Source organism: Marinifilum fragile JCM 15579 (genome assembly GCF_001310955.1).
In the GTDB taxonomy this organism is placed as follows: domain Bacteria; phylum Bacteroidota; class Bacteroidia; order Bacteroidales; family Marinifilaceae; genus Marinifilum; species Marinifilum fragile.
In genome coordinates this window covers 16,176-33,498 of the sequence record NZ_BAZX01000040.1, presented here as the reverse complement: position 1 = coordinate 33,498, position 17,323 = coordinate 16,176, and the positions used below count along the sequence as shown (strand labels likewise).

At 36.1% G+C, this 17,323-nt stretch carries 20 protein-coding genes; 11 read left to right on the top strand and 9 right to left on the bottom strand.

Features of this window, described 5'->3' with window-relative positions:
• Positions 1 to 64: 64 nt before the first annotated feature.
• Together JCM15579_RS18535 and JCM15579_RS18530 are read right to left on the bottom strand one after the other, a co-directional pair.
• Positions 65 to 619: a hypothetical protein gene (locus JCM15579_RS18535; protein WP_054722569.1), complete on the bottom strand. Its 555-nt coding sequence runs from the start codon at positions 617 to 619 to the stop codon at positions 65 to 67.
• 107 nt (positions 620 to 726) lie between these two features.
• Positions 727 to 1,161, bottom strand: coding sequence for a c-type cytochrome (locus tag JCM15579_RS18530; RefSeq protein WP_054722567.1), 435 nt, complete (start codon positions 1,159 to 1,161; stop codon positions 727 to 729).
• Between the two features lie 225 nt (positions 1,162 to 1,386).
• On the opposite strand from JCM15579_RS18530, the gene JCM15579_RS18525 reads away from it, so the two are divergent.
• The 9 genes from JCM15579_RS18525 (at position 1,387) to JCM15579_RS18490 (ending at position 6,949) form a co-directional block, all read left to right on the top strand.
• A complete protein-coding gene (locus tag JCM15579_RS18525) occupies positions 1,387 to 1,653 on the top strand; it encodes a thioredoxin domain-containing protein (RefSeq protein ID WP_054722565.1) in 267 nt (88 codons plus the stop codon).
• Positions 1,608 to 2,168: a thioredoxin domain-containing protein gene (locus JCM15579_RS18520; RefSeq protein ID WP_172677470.1), complete on the top strand. Its 561-nt coding sequence runs from the start codon at positions 1,608 to 1,610 to the stop codon at positions 2,166 to 2,168. The genes JCM15579_RS18525 and JCM15579_RS18520 overlap by 46 nt, the downstream gene beginning before the upstream one ends.
• Before the next feature lie 29 nt (positions 2,169 to 2,197).
• The gene (locus JCM15579_RS18515) at positions 2,198 to 3,808 is read left to right on the top strand and encodes a cytochrome c oxidase subunit I (protein WP_054722561.1); all 1,611 of its coding nucleotides are present in this window, start codon (positions 2,198 to 2,200) and stop codon (positions 3,806 to 3,808) included.
• Positions 3,801 to 4,121, top strand: coding sequence for a cytochrome c oxidase subunit 3 (locus tag JCM15579_RS21020; protein ID WP_218186238.1), 321 nt, complete (start codon positions 3,801 to 3,803; stop codon positions 4,119 to 4,121). Before JCM15579_RS18515 ends, JCM15579_RS21020 begins: the two co-directional genes overlap by 8 nt.
• A complete protein-coding gene (locus JCM15579_RS21015) occupies positions 4,115 to 4,417 on the top strand; it encodes a cytochrome c oxidase subunit 3 (protein ID WP_218186237.1) in 303 nt (100 codons plus the stop codon). The genes JCM15579_RS21020 and JCM15579_RS21015 overlap by 7 nt, the downstream gene beginning before the upstream one ends.
• A gap of 10 nt (positions 4,418 to 4,427) precedes the next feature.
• Positions 4,428 to 4,715 (top strand): cytochrome C oxidase subunit IV family protein, encoded by a 288-nt coding sequence (locus tag JCM15579_RS18505; protein ID WP_054722559.1) that lies wholly within the window; start codon positions 4,428 to 4,430, stop codon positions 4,713 to 4,715.
• Positions 4,716 to 4,718: 3 nt separating this feature from the next.
• Positions 4,719 to 5,669 carry a cytochrome c oxidase subunit II gene (gene coxB, locus JCM15579_RS18500; RefSeq protein ID WP_054722557.1) on the top strand — a complete coding sequence of 317 codons (951 nt, stop codon included), beginning with the start codon at positions 4,719 to 4,721 and terminating at the stop codon, positions 5,667 to 5,669.
• A gap of 3 nt (positions 5,670 to 5,672) precedes the next feature.
• Positions 5,673 to 6,539, top strand: a complete 867-nt coding sequence (locus JCM15579_RS18495; RefSeq protein ID WP_054722555.1) for a protoheme IX farnesyltransferase — start codon at positions 5,673 to 5,675, stop codon at positions 6,537 to 6,539.
• 89 nt (positions 6,540 to 6,628) lie between these two features.
• Positions 6,629 to 6,949, top strand: a complete 321-nt coding sequence (locus tag JCM15579_RS18490) for a cation transporter (protein WP_054722552.1) — start codon at positions 6,629 to 6,631, stop codon at positions 6,947 to 6,949.
• A 132-nt stretch (positions 6,950 to 7,081) separates the two neighbouring features.
• Here the strand turns inward: JCM15579_RS18490 and JCM15579_RS18485 are convergent, their stop codons facing one another.
• The 7 genes from JCM15579_RS18485 to JCM15579_RS18455 all read right to left on the bottom strand — a co-directional run bounded on the left by JCM15579_RS18485 (position 7,082) and on the right by JCM15579_RS18455 (position 16,223).
• Positions 7,082 to 7,657, bottom strand: a complete 576-nt coding sequence (locus tag JCM15579_RS18485) for a c-type cytochrome (RefSeq protein WP_054722550.1) — start codon at positions 7,655 to 7,657, stop codon at positions 7,082 to 7,084.
• A gap of 24 nt (positions 7,658 to 7,681) precedes the next feature.
• The gene (locus JCM15579_RS18480; RefSeq protein WP_157471553.1) at positions 7,682 to 8,845 is read right to left on the bottom strand and encodes a quinol:cytochrome C oxidoreductase; all 1,164 of its coding nucleotides are present in this window, start codon (positions 8,843 to 8,845) and stop codon (positions 7,682 to 7,684) included.
• Between the two features lie 19 nt (positions 8,846 to 8,864).
• Entirely contained in the window at positions 8,865 to 9,386 is a 522-nt protein-coding gene (locus JCM15579_RS18475; protein WP_054722546.1) for a DUF3341 domain-containing protein, read from the bottom strand.
• 4 nt (positions 9,387 to 9,390) lie between these two features.
• Positions 9,391 to 10,761: an NrfD/PsrC family molybdoenzyme membrane anchor subunit gene (gene nrfD / locus JCM15579_RS18470; protein ID WP_054722544.1), complete on the bottom strand. Its 1,371-nt coding sequence runs from the start codon at positions 10,759 to 10,761 to the stop codon at positions 9,391 to 9,393.
• A gap of 10 nt (positions 10,762 to 10,771) precedes the next feature.
• Positions 10,772 to 13,744: a 4Fe-4S dicluster domain-containing protein gene (locus JCM15579_RS18465; RefSeq protein WP_054722542.1), complete on the bottom strand. Its 2,973-nt coding sequence runs from the start codon at positions 13,742 to 13,744 to the stop codon at positions 10,772 to 10,774.
• A 56-nt stretch (positions 13,745 to 13,800) separates the two neighbouring features.
• Positions 13,801 to 14,952 (bottom strand): cytochrome c3 family protein, encoded by a 1,152-nt coding sequence (locus tag JCM15579_RS18460; protein ID WP_083464765.1) that lies wholly within the window; start codon positions 14,950 to 14,952, stop codon positions 13,801 to 13,803.
• Between the two features lie 503 nt (positions 14,953 to 15,455).
• A complete protein-coding gene (locus tag JCM15579_RS18455) occupies positions 15,456 to 16,223 on the bottom strand; it encodes a TIGR00266 family protein (RefSeq protein WP_054722538.1) in 768 nt (255 codons plus the stop codon).
• A 152-nt stretch (positions 16,224 to 16,375) separates the two neighbouring features.
• Between JCM15579_RS18455 and JCM15579_RS18450 the strand changes: the two genes are divergently transcribed.
• Both JCM15579_RS18450 and JCM15579_RS18445 read left to right on the top strand, forming a co-directional pair.
• A complete protein-coding gene (locus JCM15579_RS18450; protein ID WP_054722536.1) occupies positions 16,376 to 17,059 on the top strand; it encodes an NAD-dependent epimerase/dehydratase family protein in 684 nt (227 codons plus the stop codon).
• Positions 17,044 to 17,292, top strand: a complete 249-nt coding sequence (locus JCM15579_RS18445; protein ID WP_054722534.1) for a hypothetical protein — start codon at positions 17,044 to 17,046, stop codon at positions 17,290 to 17,292. Before JCM15579_RS18450 ends, JCM15579_RS18445 begins: the two co-directional genes overlap by 16 nt.
• Positions 17,293 to 17,323: the final 31 nt, after the last annotated feature.

The following is a 17,323-nucleotide window of genomic DNA, read 5'->3' as shown; positions in this document are numbered from 1 at the left end:
CACACAAAAAAGTCATTCGGGAAAAATGAATGACTTTTTTACATTATATGTAAGGAACAAAATTCTACTCCTTATTTTTCTTTTTTGATACATCAAATATCAATACTCCACTAGTTTTAATGTAATTTTCTTTATCTACCCCCGAGTATCCCTTCAATTCTGCTTGTTTCTTCAACTCCTGGTATCGCATAGCATCTTTTTTTAGTTTCCTCCTAAAAGATACGTCATCATATTTTGCATTGAAATGCATTTGTAATTCTTCTTGAGCATCTCTCGTTACAATCGATTCATTCTTTTTGGCCTTTGAGTTTTTCATGTATAAGTGATATGCCAATAACTTTTCAACATTGGTGTGATATTCTTTTAATTTCTCAATACTGACCTTGTCATTATTCATTTTATCATTAAGCGTATACTCAAAATAGTATTGACCTCCATTCATTTTCACTTGTCCAAATTGAAAACCATTACTTTCAATTTCTGGAAATAATAAATAGGTATTCTTCTCTGTTAAATCAATGGTATCTCCTAAAATTGGGTGCAAACAAATTATTTTTTGTTGTGCATTTACCAAGCTAGTAAAACAACATGCCACTATGATAAAAAAAATGTTCTTCATAAGTAAGTATTTTCACAAGTGATTTTATATTACATTTTAAATATTCCGTTAAATTTAATTAAAATCAATCTCACTGACAATATTTCCAAATAAAAACATTTTCAACTTTAACGTTTTATTGCCTTAATCTGATCAAGGGTAACACTACCATAATCATTCCCCCAGGAGTTAAGTACAAAGTTGAATACCAAAACCAGCTCCTCATCAGTTAATCCCGATGCCGGCATAAGACCATTGTATTTTACTCCATTTACTTTAATGGGTTTATTACTTCCAAACTTCACCATATGAATGGCATCTTCTAAATTATCTCTTAAATAATCAGAGCCTGCCAAAGGCGGATAAAATTTTTCAATTCCTTTCCCCGACTGCATATGACAATTCATACACTTCGCTCGAAATAAAACCGCACCTTGCTCTAAATCCTTTTCCGATAATGTTATTTTTTGATCTGTACTTACAGTCTTTTTTTTATCAGATCCTCCACAAGCAGATACTAGAAAGAATGAGAAAAAGACAAATATTAGGTTTATTAATTTCATGCTTCAGATTCTTGTTTAGACCTAATAAAAATAATCAACACAAGTGATATTATCAAAATAAAACTACCATATAAATAGCTAAGTGTCGTAAAAAAAGATAGTTAAGCATAAAAAACCACAAAATTATTTTATATATTTATATAGAACCACTTAACCGGACGAGAATAATTTTATTGGATTATTGCCCATTTTCTCTCCTTAACCTTAAAATTTGGAGGAATAACTATGAAGTTAAAATTTGCTATTTGCCTTGCCTTTCTTCTTCAGTCTTTTATTTCGATTAGTCAAAATGTTAAAGAATTGTATTATGACTTTGAAGTAGGAATAATAGAACATCTTGACGAGTATATCCCTGAGGATATAATGATAACCAATGAAGCCGGACAATTGGTTAATTTGAAAAAACAAATCGATAAACCTACTGCATTAATATTTGTTTACTTCAGATGTCCTGGCATTTGCAGTCCTTTAATGGATGGATTAGCGAAGTAATAGAAAAGAGTGATCTAGAACTTTCCAAAGATTACCAAGTCATAACAATCAGCTTTGATCCTAATGAGAGCATTGACTTGGCAATTAAAAAGAAAAATAACTATAAATCATTGGTTAAAGGAAAGAACACCGAAGAAGGTTGGAAATTCTTTACCGCTGACAGTATTAATATCGCAAAAGCGACACAAAGTATGGGGTTTCGCTATAAGAAAACTGGTAATGATTATACGCATGCAGCTACAGTTATCGTACTTAGCCCAGAAGGGAAAATTACCAGATATCTAAATGGAACCTACTTTCTTCCATTCGAATTTAAATTGGCCATGCTCGAGGCATCAAAAGGGCAAGCCGGGCCAACCATTAATAAAATATTACAGTACTGTTATTCTTATGATCCTGTTGGACAGGCCTATGTTTTAAATATTACAAAGATCACCGGCACAATTATATTGGTCATGGGTTTAATCATATTCCTCTTGCTGGTGATTAAAAAACCACGAAAAAAGAAAGTTTAACTACTGATTACAGATAAATACCAATACATATGTCAGAAACCGTAAATCAGCACACCGAGGTGAGTTACCTTGAATACAAAGGAAGATTCAAAGGGCTGTTTGCCTGGATTTTCTCCACGGACCACAAACGAATTGGTCTGCTCTATTTGTACAGCATGTTAGTATTGTTTAGTGTAGCAGCATTACTTGGGCTTGCAATGAAAATTGAGCTTATAGCTCCAGGCAAGACCATTATGGATGCACAAACGTATAATAGTTTCTTTACATTGCATGGAATTACAATGATTTTTCTAATTGTTGTACCAGGTTTACCTGCTGTTTTCGGGAACTTTTTCCTGCCAATAATGATTGGAGCAAAAGATGTAGCTTTTCCTAAGTTGAACCTTCTCTCCTGGTGGATCTATATAGCTGGGGCATTCATTGCATTATCTGCTCAATTTATAGGTGATGGACCACCAGATACTGGCTGGACATTCTACGCTCCATATAGTTTTAGAACAGGTACCAACATGCTACCTGCAGTTACTGGCGCATTTGTATTAGGTTTTTCATCCATTGCAACTGGTATTAATTTTATTGTAACCGTGCACAGAATGCGTGCGCCTGGTATGACATGGATGAAAATGCCATTATTCCCTTGGGCACTTTATGGTACAGCTTGGATTCAAGTATTGGCTACTCCAATTGTAGGTGTTACCCTTTTAATGATTGTATTGGAAAGAACCATGCACATTGGATTTTTCGATCCTGCATTGGGTGGAGATCCGATCCTTTATCAGCACCTATTCTGGATATACTCTCACCCGGCTGTGTATATCATGATATTACCAGCAATGGGCGTAATCTCAGAAATCATCCCAACATTTGCCCGTAAAACCATTTTCGGATACAAGGCCATTGTAGTATCTACACTTGCCATTGCATTTGTAGGATACTTTGTATGGGGACATCACATGTTTACTTCAGGAATGAGTGGTACAGCTTTGTATACATTCTCTATATTAACGTTCTTCGTAGCCATACCAAGTGCTATCAAAATCTTTAATTGGGTGGCTACCTTGCATAAGGCTTCAATTGATATTCAAACTCCTTTTTTGTGGGCACTTTGCTTTCTGTTTGTTTTTATGGTTGGTGGATTATCGGGAATGGTATTAGGAGCATTATCAACCAATGTTTACCTGCATGATACTGCTTTTGTTGTTGCACACTTCCACTTTATTGTATTCGGAGGAACAGGTTATGCCTTCTTTGGAGCCATTCATTACTGGTATCCAAAAATGTTTGGAAAAATGTACGATAAATCTTGGGCCAATATTGGTTTGGCAATATTCTTTACAGGATTTAATACCCTTTACCTCCCAATGTTTTATTTGGGTATGACAGGTATGCCTCGTAGATATTACGACTATGTTGAAGAATTTCACGGTCCAAACATTGTATCATCACTTGGTGCTTTACTGATGATATCAGGTTTAATTATCATTATCACCAATCTTGTTCGGTCTGCCAAATATGGAATACCAGCCGAATCTGATCCTTGGAAAGGCAAAACTCTGGAATGGACTGTAGCAAGTCCACCTAGTCTTGAAAATTTTGAACAAATTCCTACAGTAACTAAACACCCTTATGGATATGAATGATCATCAGGTACACATAGACGAGCATAGAGACGATGAAGGTGCTAAAACAGGTATGTGGATTTTCATTTTCACCGAACTGTTGTTATTTGGAGGACTATTCATTGTTTATTCGGTATATCGCTACTTAAACCCTTTGGCTTTTCATTTGGCTGCCGAAGAGTTAAATACTACTCTGGGAACAATCAATACAGCCATTCTATTGGTGAGCAGTATGACCATTGCCATGTCAATTAGTGCAATTCAATACAAAAACAAAAGGCTTACACTGATTTTAATGACAATCACACTTTTACTGGCTCTGGCTTTATGGTAAACAAATACTTCGAGTGGAGTGGCAAAATTTCACATGGTATTTATCCGGGAAGTATGACTTTACAAGAAGCAAGTAGAGGTGAATTGCTATTTTTCGGCTTGTATTACGCCATGACAGGCTTACATGCGCTTCATATTGTAATAGGTATGGCATTTATTGGCTATGTAATGAATCTGGTTGTTAAAAATGAAGTACAACACGATAATTTTGCCATACTGGAGAACAGCGGTCTGTACTGGCACCTTGTCGATTTAATTTGGATTTTCCTTTTCCCATTATTTTATCTCATTACCTAAATAAACAACTATGGAAAAAGACCAACATACACACATCGTTAAGTACAAAACATATGTATTTGTATTAATAGCACTGTTGATTATGACATCTATTTCTGTAGCAGTAACAGGAATAAATTTAGGACCATATACAGTTACAGTAGCATTGCTCTTGGCAAGTTTCAAATCAATTTTGGTACTGCTAATTTTTATGCATTTAAAATTCGACAAGAAATTTTACGGCATTATGGTAGCGAGTGTGTTTATGCTGCTTGCCTGTGTTATAGTTATTACATTCATGGACTACTTATACCGATAGCTTATGTTTTCGAAAGGAATAGCGGATGCTTCAAATTTTGTTAAAGGTGTTGATACCTCATTTGTGGTGATTTTAGGAATTATTTTATTCTTTCTTATTGGAATCACTGTTGTAATGATATACTTCGTTTTTCGATACCGCAAGTCGAAACACCCAAAAGCCAAACAAATTCATGGAAGTGTTAGTTTAGAAATATTGTGGACAATTATACCAACTGCCTTGGTTATGGTAATGTTCTACTATGGATGGATAGGATACAAACCTATGAAAGAAGTACCTGATGATGCTTTTGAAATCAAAACTATTGGTAGAATGTGGAATTGGCAATTTGAATACAAAAATGGAAAAACTACCGATACTTTATATGTACCCATCAATCGAGCCATTAAACTTGATCTGGTGGCATTGGATGTACTCCATAGTGTTTACATTCCGGCCTTTCGACTGAAACAAGATGTTGTTCCAGGACAAAAACATATGATGTGGTTCATACCAGGCAGAGAGGGCGAATTTGATTTGTTCTGTACGGAATATTGTGGCTTGCGACATTCCTACATGCAAACATCCGTAATTGTTATGCCTCAGGAAAAATTCGACTCTTGGTATATCGATACAACTCAAACTGTACAGTTGATATCGGATAAACCAGGTGCCTTAGGACTTTCCATTGTGAAGAAAAATGGATGTTTAGCATGCCATTCCATTGATGGATCGAAGCTGGTTGGTCCAACTTGGAAAGGTTTATTTGGTAAGATAGAAACTGTGAAAACAGGTAAACAAAAAAGAGAGGTTGTTGTTGATAGTGCTTATATTTTAAATTCTGTCTACAATCCAAATGATGATATCGTAGATGGATATCAAAAAGGATTGATGCTATCCTATAAGAACGAACTTACCGAGGAAGACATTGGAGAAATTATTGAATTCATGAAAACTTTAAGCGAGAACAAGTAATATATGAACATACAAGCAAAAATAGCAGTCATTCTGGAATTAGGGAAAGTTAAAATAGCAGTCCCAATAGCCATATCGTGTTTTACAGGTTTTATTCTTTATACTCCTGAAATTTCCTGGCAAATGTTTTATGTTGTTTTTGGCATATTTTTGATTGTAATGGGAGCTTCAGCTTTGAATCATATACAGGAATACAAGAAAGATGCCTTAATGAAAAGGACTAAATTCAGGCCTATTCCGTCGGGAAAAATTAGCATTTCTGAAGCGGTTCGTTGGAGTGTCTTGTTTCTTTTAACAGGTTGTGCATTTCTTGCCTGGGGTGGAAATATTACCAGTTTATGGATTGCTATCCTTTCTATTTTCTGGTACAATTTGGTATACACACCCTTAAAACAATTTACAGCTTTTGCCGTAGTTCCTGGTGCTTTAAGCGGTGCTTTTCCTCCTTGGATAGGTTGGGTAGCTGCAGGAGGTGATTTACTGGCTCCTCCAATTCTGGCTCTCTCCTTCTTCTTTTTTATAGGCCAGATTCCACATTTTTGGCTTTTATTGATGTTATATGGCGAAGATTATAAACAAGCAGGTTTTAAAGTGCTGATTGATGTATTCACTTTTAGTCAGATTCGAAAAATCACTCTGATTTGGATGTTGTCAACCATAGTTGTAGCCTTATTACTTCCGATATTTAGAGTGATTTCATCTCCAATTCTAATTTGGTCTTTATTATTTCTTTCCTTATGGATCATACCAAACAGTTTTATTTTATTGAAGAAAGATGAACGATTGAACATTAAAAAGTTATTCCTTAGACTCAATCTGTACTTTTTACTGGTCATGATCATGATCAGTATCGACCGATTGTATTTTTAGAATCTGTTACTAAAATGTTATTAGTAATTATTTACTAGACATTTACACTGATACTAATTAAATTTATAAATCAACTAAACCAAAATACGATGAAGAAAATATTAATTCTAATACTGACGCTGGGATTATTTGCAGCATGTCAGTCGAATACAAAAAAATCGGAGAAACCTGAAGAGGCAACAGCTAGCCAAGTTGTAGAATACCAGAAAATGGAGTTTGATGTTACAGGAATGACCTGTACTGGTTGTGAAAACACTGTAATAAATGGATTAAAACAACTAGATGGGGTTAAAGAGGTAAAAGCTTCTTATAAAAACAATAAGGTAACCATTATGGTTGAAAAAGATAAAGTTAACCGTGAAGAGATTGCACAAAAAATTGAAACGGTTGGCTATACTGTTAATGAATAAAAGTTTTTGTAAGTGCTATTTTGTGAATGTAGAATTACAAGATTTTTCTACTTTTTACCATTCTTACTTTCAAGACTTTCATAAAAAAGAGACATCTGAGATGAAATGTCTCTTTTTTATGCGGCAAAATTCCTATTGTCCAATTGCATTTCCTTGAAGCTCCACTTTGATGTACTCAATAATCTTCCAGCGATCTTCGGGCTTAATTTGTGGGCCGTGGGCTCCCATTACTCCAAATCCTACAGTAATCACATGAAAAAATTCTCCTCTGGGAGTCTTTTTTAAAATATCAGTCGTTAAATTTTTGGGTGCAAAAGGATATTTCCCACTTGTATATAAAAATCCTTTTCCATCGCCCTTTTCACCATGACAGTTGATACAGAAAATTGTAAAGAGTTCCTTTCCCCTTTCCACATCTTCGCTTGTCATTTCAACCATATTAATAACATTCTGTCCTGCCCAAATTCTATTTTCTGGTGTTTTCTCAAATTCATAAGGAATCATCTCTCGCGGAATAGTTCCTTCAGCCGGTAGTCTTAATATTTTTCCATCAGCAAAATTCGGATTTGATGAATAAGCCTCATAAGCTCTGGACACTTGCATATCAGGAAAATAGGAATAACCCGGATGATTGTTATCCTTATCACAAGAAGTCATTATGCCTGCTAACAAAAGCACAAAAACCGATATGTATGTTTTTTTTCTCATAATCAATTTATTAAAGTGATTAAATCAGGTTTCATAATGAAAACTTTCTTTGAGTAAAGGATCATTTTTAACCAACAATGGTGTTTTGGTCAATGAAGCTAATACCACATACAAGAATCCTCCCAGATACAAAGCTGCGAATCCTATTTCCACTAAGCCAATCTGTGCTTCATTCCCAATGGTTCCCGGAATCACAAGCATATAAATATTCAACCAGTGACCAATCAATACAATGATTGCCACGAAACTTAACCATTTCAAATTTCGTTTCGAATCTCTTGTCATTAATGCCAAAAACGGGAACAAGAAATTGATAATAAGCACTGTAAAAAATAGAACAGTGTGATCTTTTAATCGTGGAGCAAAGTATGCCGTTTCCTCAGGAATGTGACTATACCAAATCAAAAGGTATTGGGAGAACCACAAATACATCCAGAAAATACTGAAAGCAAACAGGTATTTCCCCATATCATGAATATGTTCCTTATTGATATATTCCAAATATCCTTGTGCTTTCAAGAATGCAATCAGTAATATAATTGTCGCGATTCCGCACACAAACATTCCGATAAAAATAAACCAGCCAAACAAGGTACTAAACCAATGTGCATCAATGGACATGATCCAATCCCAGCTCATGGTTGAGCTTGTTATGGCAAAAAAAACCATGAACAAAGCAGCCAATATTTTTCCCCTTTTGTGATATTTTAAATCTGGATTTAAGTCCTGATCTAGCGTATTCTTTCTTAGCAGATAAGTTAAACCAATCCATCCAAGAAAATAAAATGCCATACGAGCAAAAAAGAAAGGAACGTTTAGGTAAGCTGCTTTTCCTTCTAGAATAGGATCGTGTAAGCCTTCGTGAGACCAGTGATACAAATCGTGCATTCCAAAATAGATTAGAAACATTAATACTGCCGATATGGGTAAGAATTTGGTCAAAGCTTCAGGAATCCGCTTTAAAGCTGTATACCAACCTGCATATGCAATTTTATGGAGAGCCAAGAAAACTCCTCCAAAAAGAGCTATAAACAAGAAATACAAGTTATTGATCAAAACATTGGCCCATAACTCTTGTCTGTTGGGCGATTCAATAAAATAGCCTAAAATCAGCAAGAGAATTCCAACACCCGCTATGGATAAAATTCCATATTGTGTTTTTCGTTTTAAAGTATATTTATCTTCCATCTGAGTGCGATTTTGCAGGTTATTTCTCAATCTCTTTCACTTTTATTTCCTGAGCTTCTTCCTTTGCAAGGATTTCTTTTACCATCTCATCCTGATTTCCACCCTCATCCAAATCAATAATGATCATGAAACGATCATCTGTAATTCTTTCATCGTGTATCGGATTATTGGCACCAGGTCCTAACTTAGAACGAATCAGGAATGCGAAAACCATCCCGAATGAAGCAAACAGTACCGTTAACTCAAAAGTTATAGGAATAAAGGATGGTATTGCAAAATGTGGCTTCCCACCAATAAATAAAGGATAATCTACAATAAATGCCCAGGCCTGAAAACCAAAGGCCAAAATACAACCAATGGCTCCCGAAATAAAACCTACCGTAGGTATATTCGACCGTTTAAATCCTAAAATTGAATCCAAACCATGAATTGGGAAAGGTGTCAAAACATCTTGTATGGAAACTTGCTTCTCTTTTAAGTCTTTTGCTGCCCTTAAAAGATTCTCCTCATTCTCGAAATATGCTGAAATGTATCTCCTCATGTCACTAATGTTTTTCAGATTTATCTTTCTTGTCTCCTGAGCTCTTCAATACACTCTTCACTTCGGCAATGGCAATCACCGGAAATACTCGAATGAACAAAAGAAAGCAGGTAAAGAACAAACCAAGTGTTCCGATAAAAATTCCGACTTCCACTATAGTTGGTTCATACATCGACCAGCTTGATGGTAAATAATCACGGTGAAGAGAGGTTACAATAATTACAAATCGCTCGAACCACATTCCGATATTGATGAAAATGGATAGAATGAAAGTAAATACAAGATTACGTCTAAGTTTCTTAATCCATAACAATTGTGGCGAAATCACATTACAGGTCATCATGATCCAGTAAGCCCACCAATATGGTCCTGTTGCACGATTTAGGAATGCATATTGCTCATATTCTACTCCCGAGTACCAGGCAATAAACAGCTCGGTGATATAAGCAATACCAACAATTGAACCAGTTGCTATAATGATCTTATTCATCGATTCGATATGACCGACGGTAATATAATTCTCAAGATTTAAAACCTTTCTGGTTATTATCAGCAAGGTCAATACCATGGCAAAACCAGAAAAGATAGCCCCGGCCACAAAATAGGGCGGAAATATGGTTGTATGCCAGCCAGGTATCACCGAGGTAGCAAAGTCTGTACTTACAATACTATGAACAGATAATACCAAGGGTGCTGCCAAACCTGCCAAAATCAAACTGATTGATTCATGTCGCTGCCAGTGTTTTGCTGATCCAGTCCATCCAAAACTCAACAGGCCGTATATCCATTTCTTGAATTTAGATTTTATTCTATCGCGAATTGTTCCAATATCGGGAATCAAACCAACATACCAGAATAGCAATGACACCGTAAAGTATGTGCTAATGGCAAAAACATCCCACAACAAAGGAGAGTTAAAATTCACCCAAAGTCCACGCGTATTTGGGTAAGGGAAAACGAAAAATCCCAATAAAGGTCGTCCCATGTGAATTAACGGAAACAATCCGGCACACATTACTGCAAACAAAGTCATTGCCTCTGCGGAACGATTGATACTGGTTCTCCATTTTTGACGGAACAATAGTAAAATTGCAGAAATAAAAGTACCCGCATGACCGATACCAACCCACCATACAAAGTTGGTAATCCCCCATCCCCAACCAATGGTTTTATTTAGTCCCCAGGTTCCTATTCCATTCCAAATGGTATATCCCATCATAGCCAGTCCAAATAGTAAAGCAGAAACAGTTAAAGTGATACCTGCATACCATGCTTTACCAGGCTTACCTTCAATAGGAGCGGATATTTCGTCCGTTATTTTCTTGTAGGTCTTGTTCCCTGTTACAAGGGGTTCTCTTATAGGCGACACATACATAAGCGTGGATTTATGAGTGGTTCATTTTTTTATTTCTAATCTTTGTCAAATAGCTTACCGATGGCAAAGTGTGAATCTCTTCCAGTAAGTGGTAGTTTCTCTTGCTAGAGGTTTCTTTTACCAATTTGCTCTCTTTATCGTTTAAATCACCAAAAATGATTGCTCCAGAAGGACATGCCTGCTCACAGGCAGTTTTGATTTCTCCATCTTTCACTTTTCTGCCTTTAATTTTCGCATTCAGTTTCCCTTCCTGAATTCTTTGAACACATAAAGAGCATTTTTCAATTACACCTTTGGCTCTAACTGTTACATCAGGATTCAACACCATCCTCTTTAAATCAATAGTCATTTCAGCCACATCATGAAGATTGTTCGGAATCGAATCTGCTTTGGTAAAGTCAAACCAATTGAATCGGCGCACCTTATACGGACAGTTGTTTCCGCAATATCTGGTACCAATACAACGATTGTATGCCATTTGATTTAAGCCTTCGCTGCTATGACTGGTAGCTGCTACCGGACAAACATTTTCGCAAGGTGCATTATCGCAATGTTGGCACATTACTGGTTGGAAGGATACATCCGGATTAAATTCATCTCCCGAAAAATATCTATCTATTCTAATCCATGACATTTCGTGGGCACGAATTACTTCCTTTTTCCCAACTACAGGAACATTATTTTCTGCCTGACATGCTATTGAACAGGCCCCGCATCCAACGCATGAGTTTAAATCTACAACCAATCCCCAATGATGATTAGGGAACTTTGGTTTTTCGTAAATACTTGCATTCTCATAGGCATGATGCGATTCATTCCCTGCTGCAGGATTCTTTTTATACTCTTCCAGGTCTGCTTCCCTAACTATGGCTCTCCCCTCCATCGAATGATGTGTCTGGGTCATGGCCAAATCGTACTTCTCTCCCGTTTTTATTAGGTTCACATTGTCAATAAAATCGACACTTGAATTATGTAGAGAATTTACATTTACACCAACATTCTTTCCTACAATACCACAAACCTGGCGTCCATAACCTTTAGCAACTGCAACGGTATTATAAGCTTGTCCAGGCAATACATAAACAGGAAGTTTCACTTTTGAATTTACCTCAACAACATCACCAGTTTCCATCATCAATTCACTGGCTAATTTTGGAGAGATACACAAGTAATTGTCCCAACAGATTTTACTTATCGGATCTGGCATTTCCTGTAGCCAAGGATTATTGGCCATCTTACCATCTCCAATGGCTATTGATTCATAAACCTGTAACTCTATTCCTTTACTCTTTGGCTGTTTGGCAAGCTCATCAAGAATATTATTTATTCCACCGTAATTAAACTTGGTATCGGAAACTGATTTTAGATTTGGCTCGAATACTCCTTGCTGTAAAGTATTGTTCCAATAGGTAACAAAGTTTGGATAAGTATTTTGCATCGGGTAAAAATTCTTTTCCCAATAGGCTTTTATGAATTTCAAATAGTCCGGATCTTCTCCAATCCAGCTTAGTAGTGACGACTGAAATTGTCGTGTATTAAAAAGAGGACGAATTCCAGGTTGCATTAAACTGTACCGATTGGCCTTAGGCTCAAAATCGTTCCAACTTTCCAAATAGTGATTATCAGGAGCTACAAATTTCATTAAAGATGTCGTTTCATTTGGCACCTCATCCAAGGCAATCGTAAATCCTATTTTTTTTAGTGCTAAAGCAAATTCGTCACCTTTATAGTAATCGAAAACAGGATTTACACCATAAGCTAGTAAAGCTTTAACCTTACCTGCTTTCATATCTTCAAGCAAATTCTTCATGTCTGATTCTATTGCTTTTGAAGTTTGCAGCTGCTTCTCAAATCTTAGTGTTGATCCATAATTTTCCAATTCATAATTTATCGCATTAACGATTAGCTGAACGTTTACATCATTAGATCCTGATACCACCAGTGATTTGCCTTTGTGAGACCACAGATCTTTGGCTATCCCTTGCATGTCACCGGATGTATTTAGAACTGTGTATGTATCCTTGCCTGCCAATTTTAATATCTCATTGTAGAGCTGTGCAAGCAGGAGTCTTTGCTCAGAAGGTTTTACAGGAATCCTTTTGTCGGCATTACTGCCCGTAAGCGACAACCTGGATTCTAATTGTATATGTTGAGACATGGAAGTATTGCCATCACTCAATTTTCTCTTTTTTGCATACTGTCTGATATACTCAACCGGCATAAGCCATGTGCCAAGAAAATCTGCATCAAAACTTACAATTATATCTGCATAATCAAATCGATAATCGGCAATACCAGCTTTGCCAAAGCACATTTTGCTAGCTTGAATCAGTGCGGAATATGATTGACTGTCGTACTGTACCCATTTTACATTTGGATATTGGGCAATAAACTTTTGAATAACACTTATTGTGCTTGGACTATAAACACTCGAAGTAAGCAATACAACTTCCTCATTGGCATTTTTTAAACGATTTAGCTCCTTTCTAACAAATTCATCCAGTTCCTCCCACAATAACTTTTCGTTTTCTTTCAGTGGATTCTTATAACGACTCGTATCATATAAATCTAAAACCGAAGCTTGTACCCTTGAACTGGTTCCTCCATTGGTAACTGTTGACAAATCATTCCCCTCAATCTTAATTGGTCTTCCCACCCGGGTTTTAATTAAAATGCTACAAAAATCACTTCCTTTTGCAAAGCTGGAAGCATAATAGTTGGCTTTGCCTGGTGTTATTTCTTCAGGCTTAATCAGGTAAGGAATGGCTTTTTGAACTGAGTTTTCGCAGCTAGCTACCACTGTACTAATGGCAAGACTGTATCCACAAAGTTTCAAAAAATCGCGTCGGTTGCTTTTGGAACCATTTTCATTCTTGTCAAAAATATCTAAGATCTGCTCCAGATTTCCTTTTGGCATAGGTTGATCCGAAATAGAGTTTTCTTTATTTTTAAGTTCAGTAAGGCTTTTCCAATATTTCTTCATAGGTAAACGATTATCAAGTGATACAAATTAGATGGTTGAGTTTTGCCCTAAGTCCTCTAGTAATGACAACGAGCACACTCCCTTCCTCCGATATCCGTTACTCTAACACTATCTATTGCTCCCGAGGTAAGTTGCTCGTGTAGCTCTTTGAATGATTCAGAATAGTATCCATTTTCGCGAAAATCAACTGCTGTTTTATCATGACAATCCAAACACCACCCCATAGAAAGATCTTCGACCTGTTTCAGCACATGCATTTCCTCGACTACTCCATGACATTCCTGGCAATCTCTTTTCCCAACATTAGCATGTTGAGCATGACTAAAGAAAACATGATCCGGAAGTTGATGAATGCGAATCCACTCAACAGAGGTGTTATTTTCAATGGCAGCATGAATCTTATTAATTTCAAACTTTCCTGAGTTGGTTCCCTCACGCACAATTAAATGGCAATTGAGGCATAGGTTCACATGAGGTATTCCTGCCGATTTACTTTCATCAACGGTAGTGTGACAATATCGACAATCTATTTTGTTATCAGTAGCATGTATTTTATGCGAGAATTTAATTGGCTGAATAGGGGCATAATTTTGCTTTCTTCCAAGAGCCATCGCACCTTCGGCAAGCATCTGAATCTGGTAACCAAACGCAAAAATAAAAATCAGTACAGGAATAATTTTATACTTGATTTTCTTCGTAAAGAAAAGATCCACCAAAGCCAATGTGATTAATGCACCTAAAAAGAAAAACAAAATTAGGTTGTTCACTTTTGGTTTTGTTTCATAAAGAACGCTGTTATTCAACTTCTGTAAATAGGATTTAATATATCCCAACTCCTCATCTGAAAAGGAATAGTCTTTATGAGACTTTTCCATTTTTTTTCCCAATGGAGACATTAAAACCGAGCGAAATTCATCAATGGATTTATTAGCAAAAGTTCCTGCAATGTCTTTGGCAGAAGGATTCCAGTTTAATGTATCGATGTAATTGATATTGTGACATGAAACACAAGATTGCCACTCCACAGGAGTTCTCGTTAATCCTTTAAACAATCTTTCGCCTCTCTTTTCACTATTTAAAAAGTAATCAAAATGACTGGAATGATCATCTTTTATTGTAGAATCGGCCTCACTAGCAAGAATTTGAAATGGGGCAAGCTGCAAAATAAATATGAACAAGGCACATGTTAATCTGTAGGGTTTACTCATAGGTCAGGCATTAATTACAGATAAGGTTATATTATAGCAATTCGCAATCGTGCAATGTCAAAATGATTGTTTCTGCTCTTCTCTCCCCCTACAATTCATCAACATTTCAAGAAACAATCCATGCGAATCTTTTTTCTTAAATGACTCGCTCTCTACCAAATATAACAATTTAAACTATTAAATCACAGCCTTTTCACATAACAAACTGCAATAATTAGCATGACAATAAAAGACTGCAGTGTCTTTTATTAGTATTTCCTAAGAATCCCTGAATTTCAAAAAAAATTAAAAAAACACAGTTTCTAAATAATTTTTGTGCTTAAAAACGGCTACAAACAAAAAGATGCCTCATTAACATGAAGCATCTAATGCATGAATTTCTTAAACCTTTAAAAGTCGTACCTGGAACTTTTCAATGTTCTGCCTAGCACTTTTAAATGTTGTACCTAGAACTTGTTCAAGTTGTAGGTACTACTTTTATAAATGGTACCTACCACTTTTTATTACTCCAGTAATGAGTCTAAAATTCCCCCACTACTCTCCTTCGAAGCATTTGGTCCTCCTGTGCTTAGCTGGTTCACCAACTTACGAATTGGCATAGATTGAATCCAAACTTTTCCTCTTCCACTAAGAGTTGCAAGAAAAAGACCTTCTCCACCAAACAGCATCGATTTCAATCCTCCTGATTGCTGAATATCAAAATTTACTCCTTCCTGATAACCAACTACACAGCCGGTATCCACGCGAAGTGTTTCTCCGTTCAGCTCATGCTCTATTAAAGTACCTCCTGCATGAATAAAAGCCATACCATCTCCCTGTAGTTTTTGCAGAATAAATCCTTCTCCTCCAAAAAAACCAGATCCAAGCTTACGATTGAAATGCATACTAATTTTTGTTCCCAATGCAGCACATAAAAATGCATCTCGCTGAACTATTACCGATCCTCCCAACTTTTCCAAATCCAAAGGAACAATAGTTCCCGGGTATGGAGCCGCAAACGCTACATGACTCTTTCCCACTCCATGATGAGTAAAGTGAGTGATAAAAATAGATTCGCCAGTTATTTTTCTTGATGCGGCACTTAATAACTTTCCGAACAAGCCTTTATCAGGTTCAGACCCATCACCCATTTTTGCTTCAAACTCAATGCCTTCTTTCATGTAAAGCATCGCCCCAGCTTCAGCAATTACCGTTTCGTTCGGATCCAACTCAATTTCTACCAATTGGATATCGTGTCCTTTAATCTTATAATCAATTTCGTGTGATCTCATATTTTTTCTTTTAAAGTTAACAGATTATTACACAAAATCTTTCTTCATGGATATCAAATTTTATTGAGTTTAAAGAGAAGCAATACTTATTTGGCAGTAAAGCAAGATAATCTGTAACTTTAATAGGCTTTTAATAACTAAATATTGCTGTCATGAAAGTTTTAATTACCGGAGGAGCCGGATATATAGGTACCGAACTGTGCCGAAAATTGAATCAAAATCCTAAAGTAAGCCATATTACCGTATTGGATAATTTAAGTAAGGATAATTACAACCTGTTCCTTCATTCTCAAATTAAGCCTGGAAAGGTAAAGTTTGTAAAGGGTGAACTTTTAGATTCGAGAACACTTGACAGTTTAATAAAAGATGTTGATGTAGTATACCATTTAGCAGCGGAGAATACAAATGATGAAAAGCTGCACCAGATACACGAGCAAGTGAATAATTGGGGAACTGCCGAGTTGATTTATGCTGTAGAAGACAGTAATGTTAAACAATTTGTGTATCTCAGTTCAACTGAAGTATATGGTTATTCCAATCAAGAATATGATGTTTATTCCATGTTAGAACCAACTTCATCGCTTGGTAATTCGAAGTTACGAGGCGAACAACATGTAGAGCGGATTATGTCTAAAATCAACACCCAAATTATTCGCTTAGGAAATGTGTTTGGTTACGGTGTAAGCATGAAAATGAAGGGCATTCTAAATACCTATTGTTCGATTCCCATTTTGTTGGCAAAATATCGATTCACGGCAGTGGCAATCAGAAACTACCCTTTATTTCTCTTGACAAAACAACAAACATTCTGGATAATTTGTTGGGCGGAAGATTAGATTCTGGAGTTTATAATTTGGTAGAGTATAATAAATCGGTTATGGAATTGGTGGAAAATATTCAAAAGAATCATCCTAATATAGAAATGAATTTCACCAATCAACATCTGGAATTACCACAGCAAATGGTGAAAATTGATGAACGAATCTTGAAATTATACAATGGTGAAAAGTTAAGTTTTGAAGAAGAAATGATTGTTTTGAAAAATCACTTTGAAACTTCCAGTATTTAAAATATCATTAGTAAACAAGGATGATTCTATA

Bases quoted from the DNA above. Each gene is read 5' to 3' on its own strand.
- JCM15579_RS18450 (WP_054722536.1), top strand. From the start codon at position 16,376: ATGAAAGTTTTAATTACCGGAGGAGCCGGATATATAGGTACCGAACTG.
- JCM15579_RS21020 (WP_218186238.1), top strand. From the start codon at position 3,801: ATGAATGATCATCAGGTACACATAGACGAGCATAGAGACGATGAAGGT.
- JCM15579_RS18485 (WP_054722550.1), bottom strand. From the start codon at position 7,657: ATGAGAAAAAAAACATACATATCGGTTTTTGTGCTTTTGTTAGCAGGC.
- JCM15579_RS18530 (WP_054722567.1), bottom strand. From the start codon at position 1,161: ATGAAATTAATAAACCTAATATTTGTCTTTTTCTCATTCTTTCTAGTA.
- coxB (WP_054722557.1), top strand. From the start codon at position 4,719: ATGTTTTCGAAAGGAATAGCGGATGCTTCAAATTTTGTTAAAGGTGTT.
- JCM15579_RS18535 (WP_054722569.1), bottom strand. From the start codon at position 619: ATGAAGAACATTTTTTTTATCATAGTGGCATGTTGTTTTACTAGCTTG.
- JCM15579_RS21015 (WP_218186237.1), top strand. From the start codon at position 4,115: ATGGTAAACAAATACTTCGAGTGGAGTGGCAAAATTTCACATGGTATT.
- JCM15579_RS18515 (WP_054722561.1), top strand. From the start codon at position 2,198: ATGTCAGAAACCGTAAATCAGCACACCGAGGTGAGTTACCTTGAATAC.
- JCM15579_RS18525 (WP_054722565.1), top strand. From the start codon at position 1,387: ATGAAGTTAAAATTTGCTATTTGCCTTGCCTTTCTTCTTCAGTCTTTT.
- JCM15579_RS18495 (WP_054722555.1), top strand. From the start codon at position 5,673: ATGAACATACAAGCAAAAATAGCAGTCATTCTGGAATTAGGGAAAGTT.
- nrfD (WP_054722544.1), bottom strand. From the start codon at position 10,761: ATGTATGTGTCGCCTATAAGAGAACCCCTTGTAACAGGGAACAAGACC.
- JCM15579_RS18490 (WP_054722552.1), top strand. From the start codon at position 6,629: ATGAAGAAAATATTAATTCTAATACTGACGCTGGGATTATTTGCAGCA.
- JCM15579_RS18455 (WP_054722538.1), bottom strand. From the start codon at position 16,223: ATGAGATCACACGAAATTGATTATAAGATTAAAGGACACGATATCCAA.
- JCM15579_RS18465 (WP_054722542.1), bottom strand. From the start codon at position 13,744: ATGAAGAAATATTGGAAAAGCCTTACTGAACTTAAAAATAAAGAAAAC.
- JCM15579_RS18460 (WP_083464765.1), bottom strand. From the start codon at position 14,952: ATGAGTAAACCCTACAGATTAACATGTGCCTTGTTCATATTTATTTTG.
- JCM15579_RS18480 (WP_157471553.1), bottom strand. From the start codon at position 8,845: ATGGAAGATAAATATACTTTAAAACGAAAAACACAATATGGAATTTTA.
- JCM15579_RS18505 (WP_054722559.1), top strand. From the start codon at position 4,428: ATGGAAAAAGACCAACATACACACATCGTTAAGTACAAAACATATGTA.
- JCM15579_RS18475 (WP_054722546.1), bottom strand. From the start codon at position 9,386: ATGAGGAGATACATTTCAGCATATTTCGAGAATGAGGAGAATCTTTTA.
- JCM15579_RS18520 (WP_172677470.1), top strand. From the start codon at position 1,608: ATGTCCTGGCATTTGCAGTCCTTTAATGGATGGATTAGCGAAGTAATA.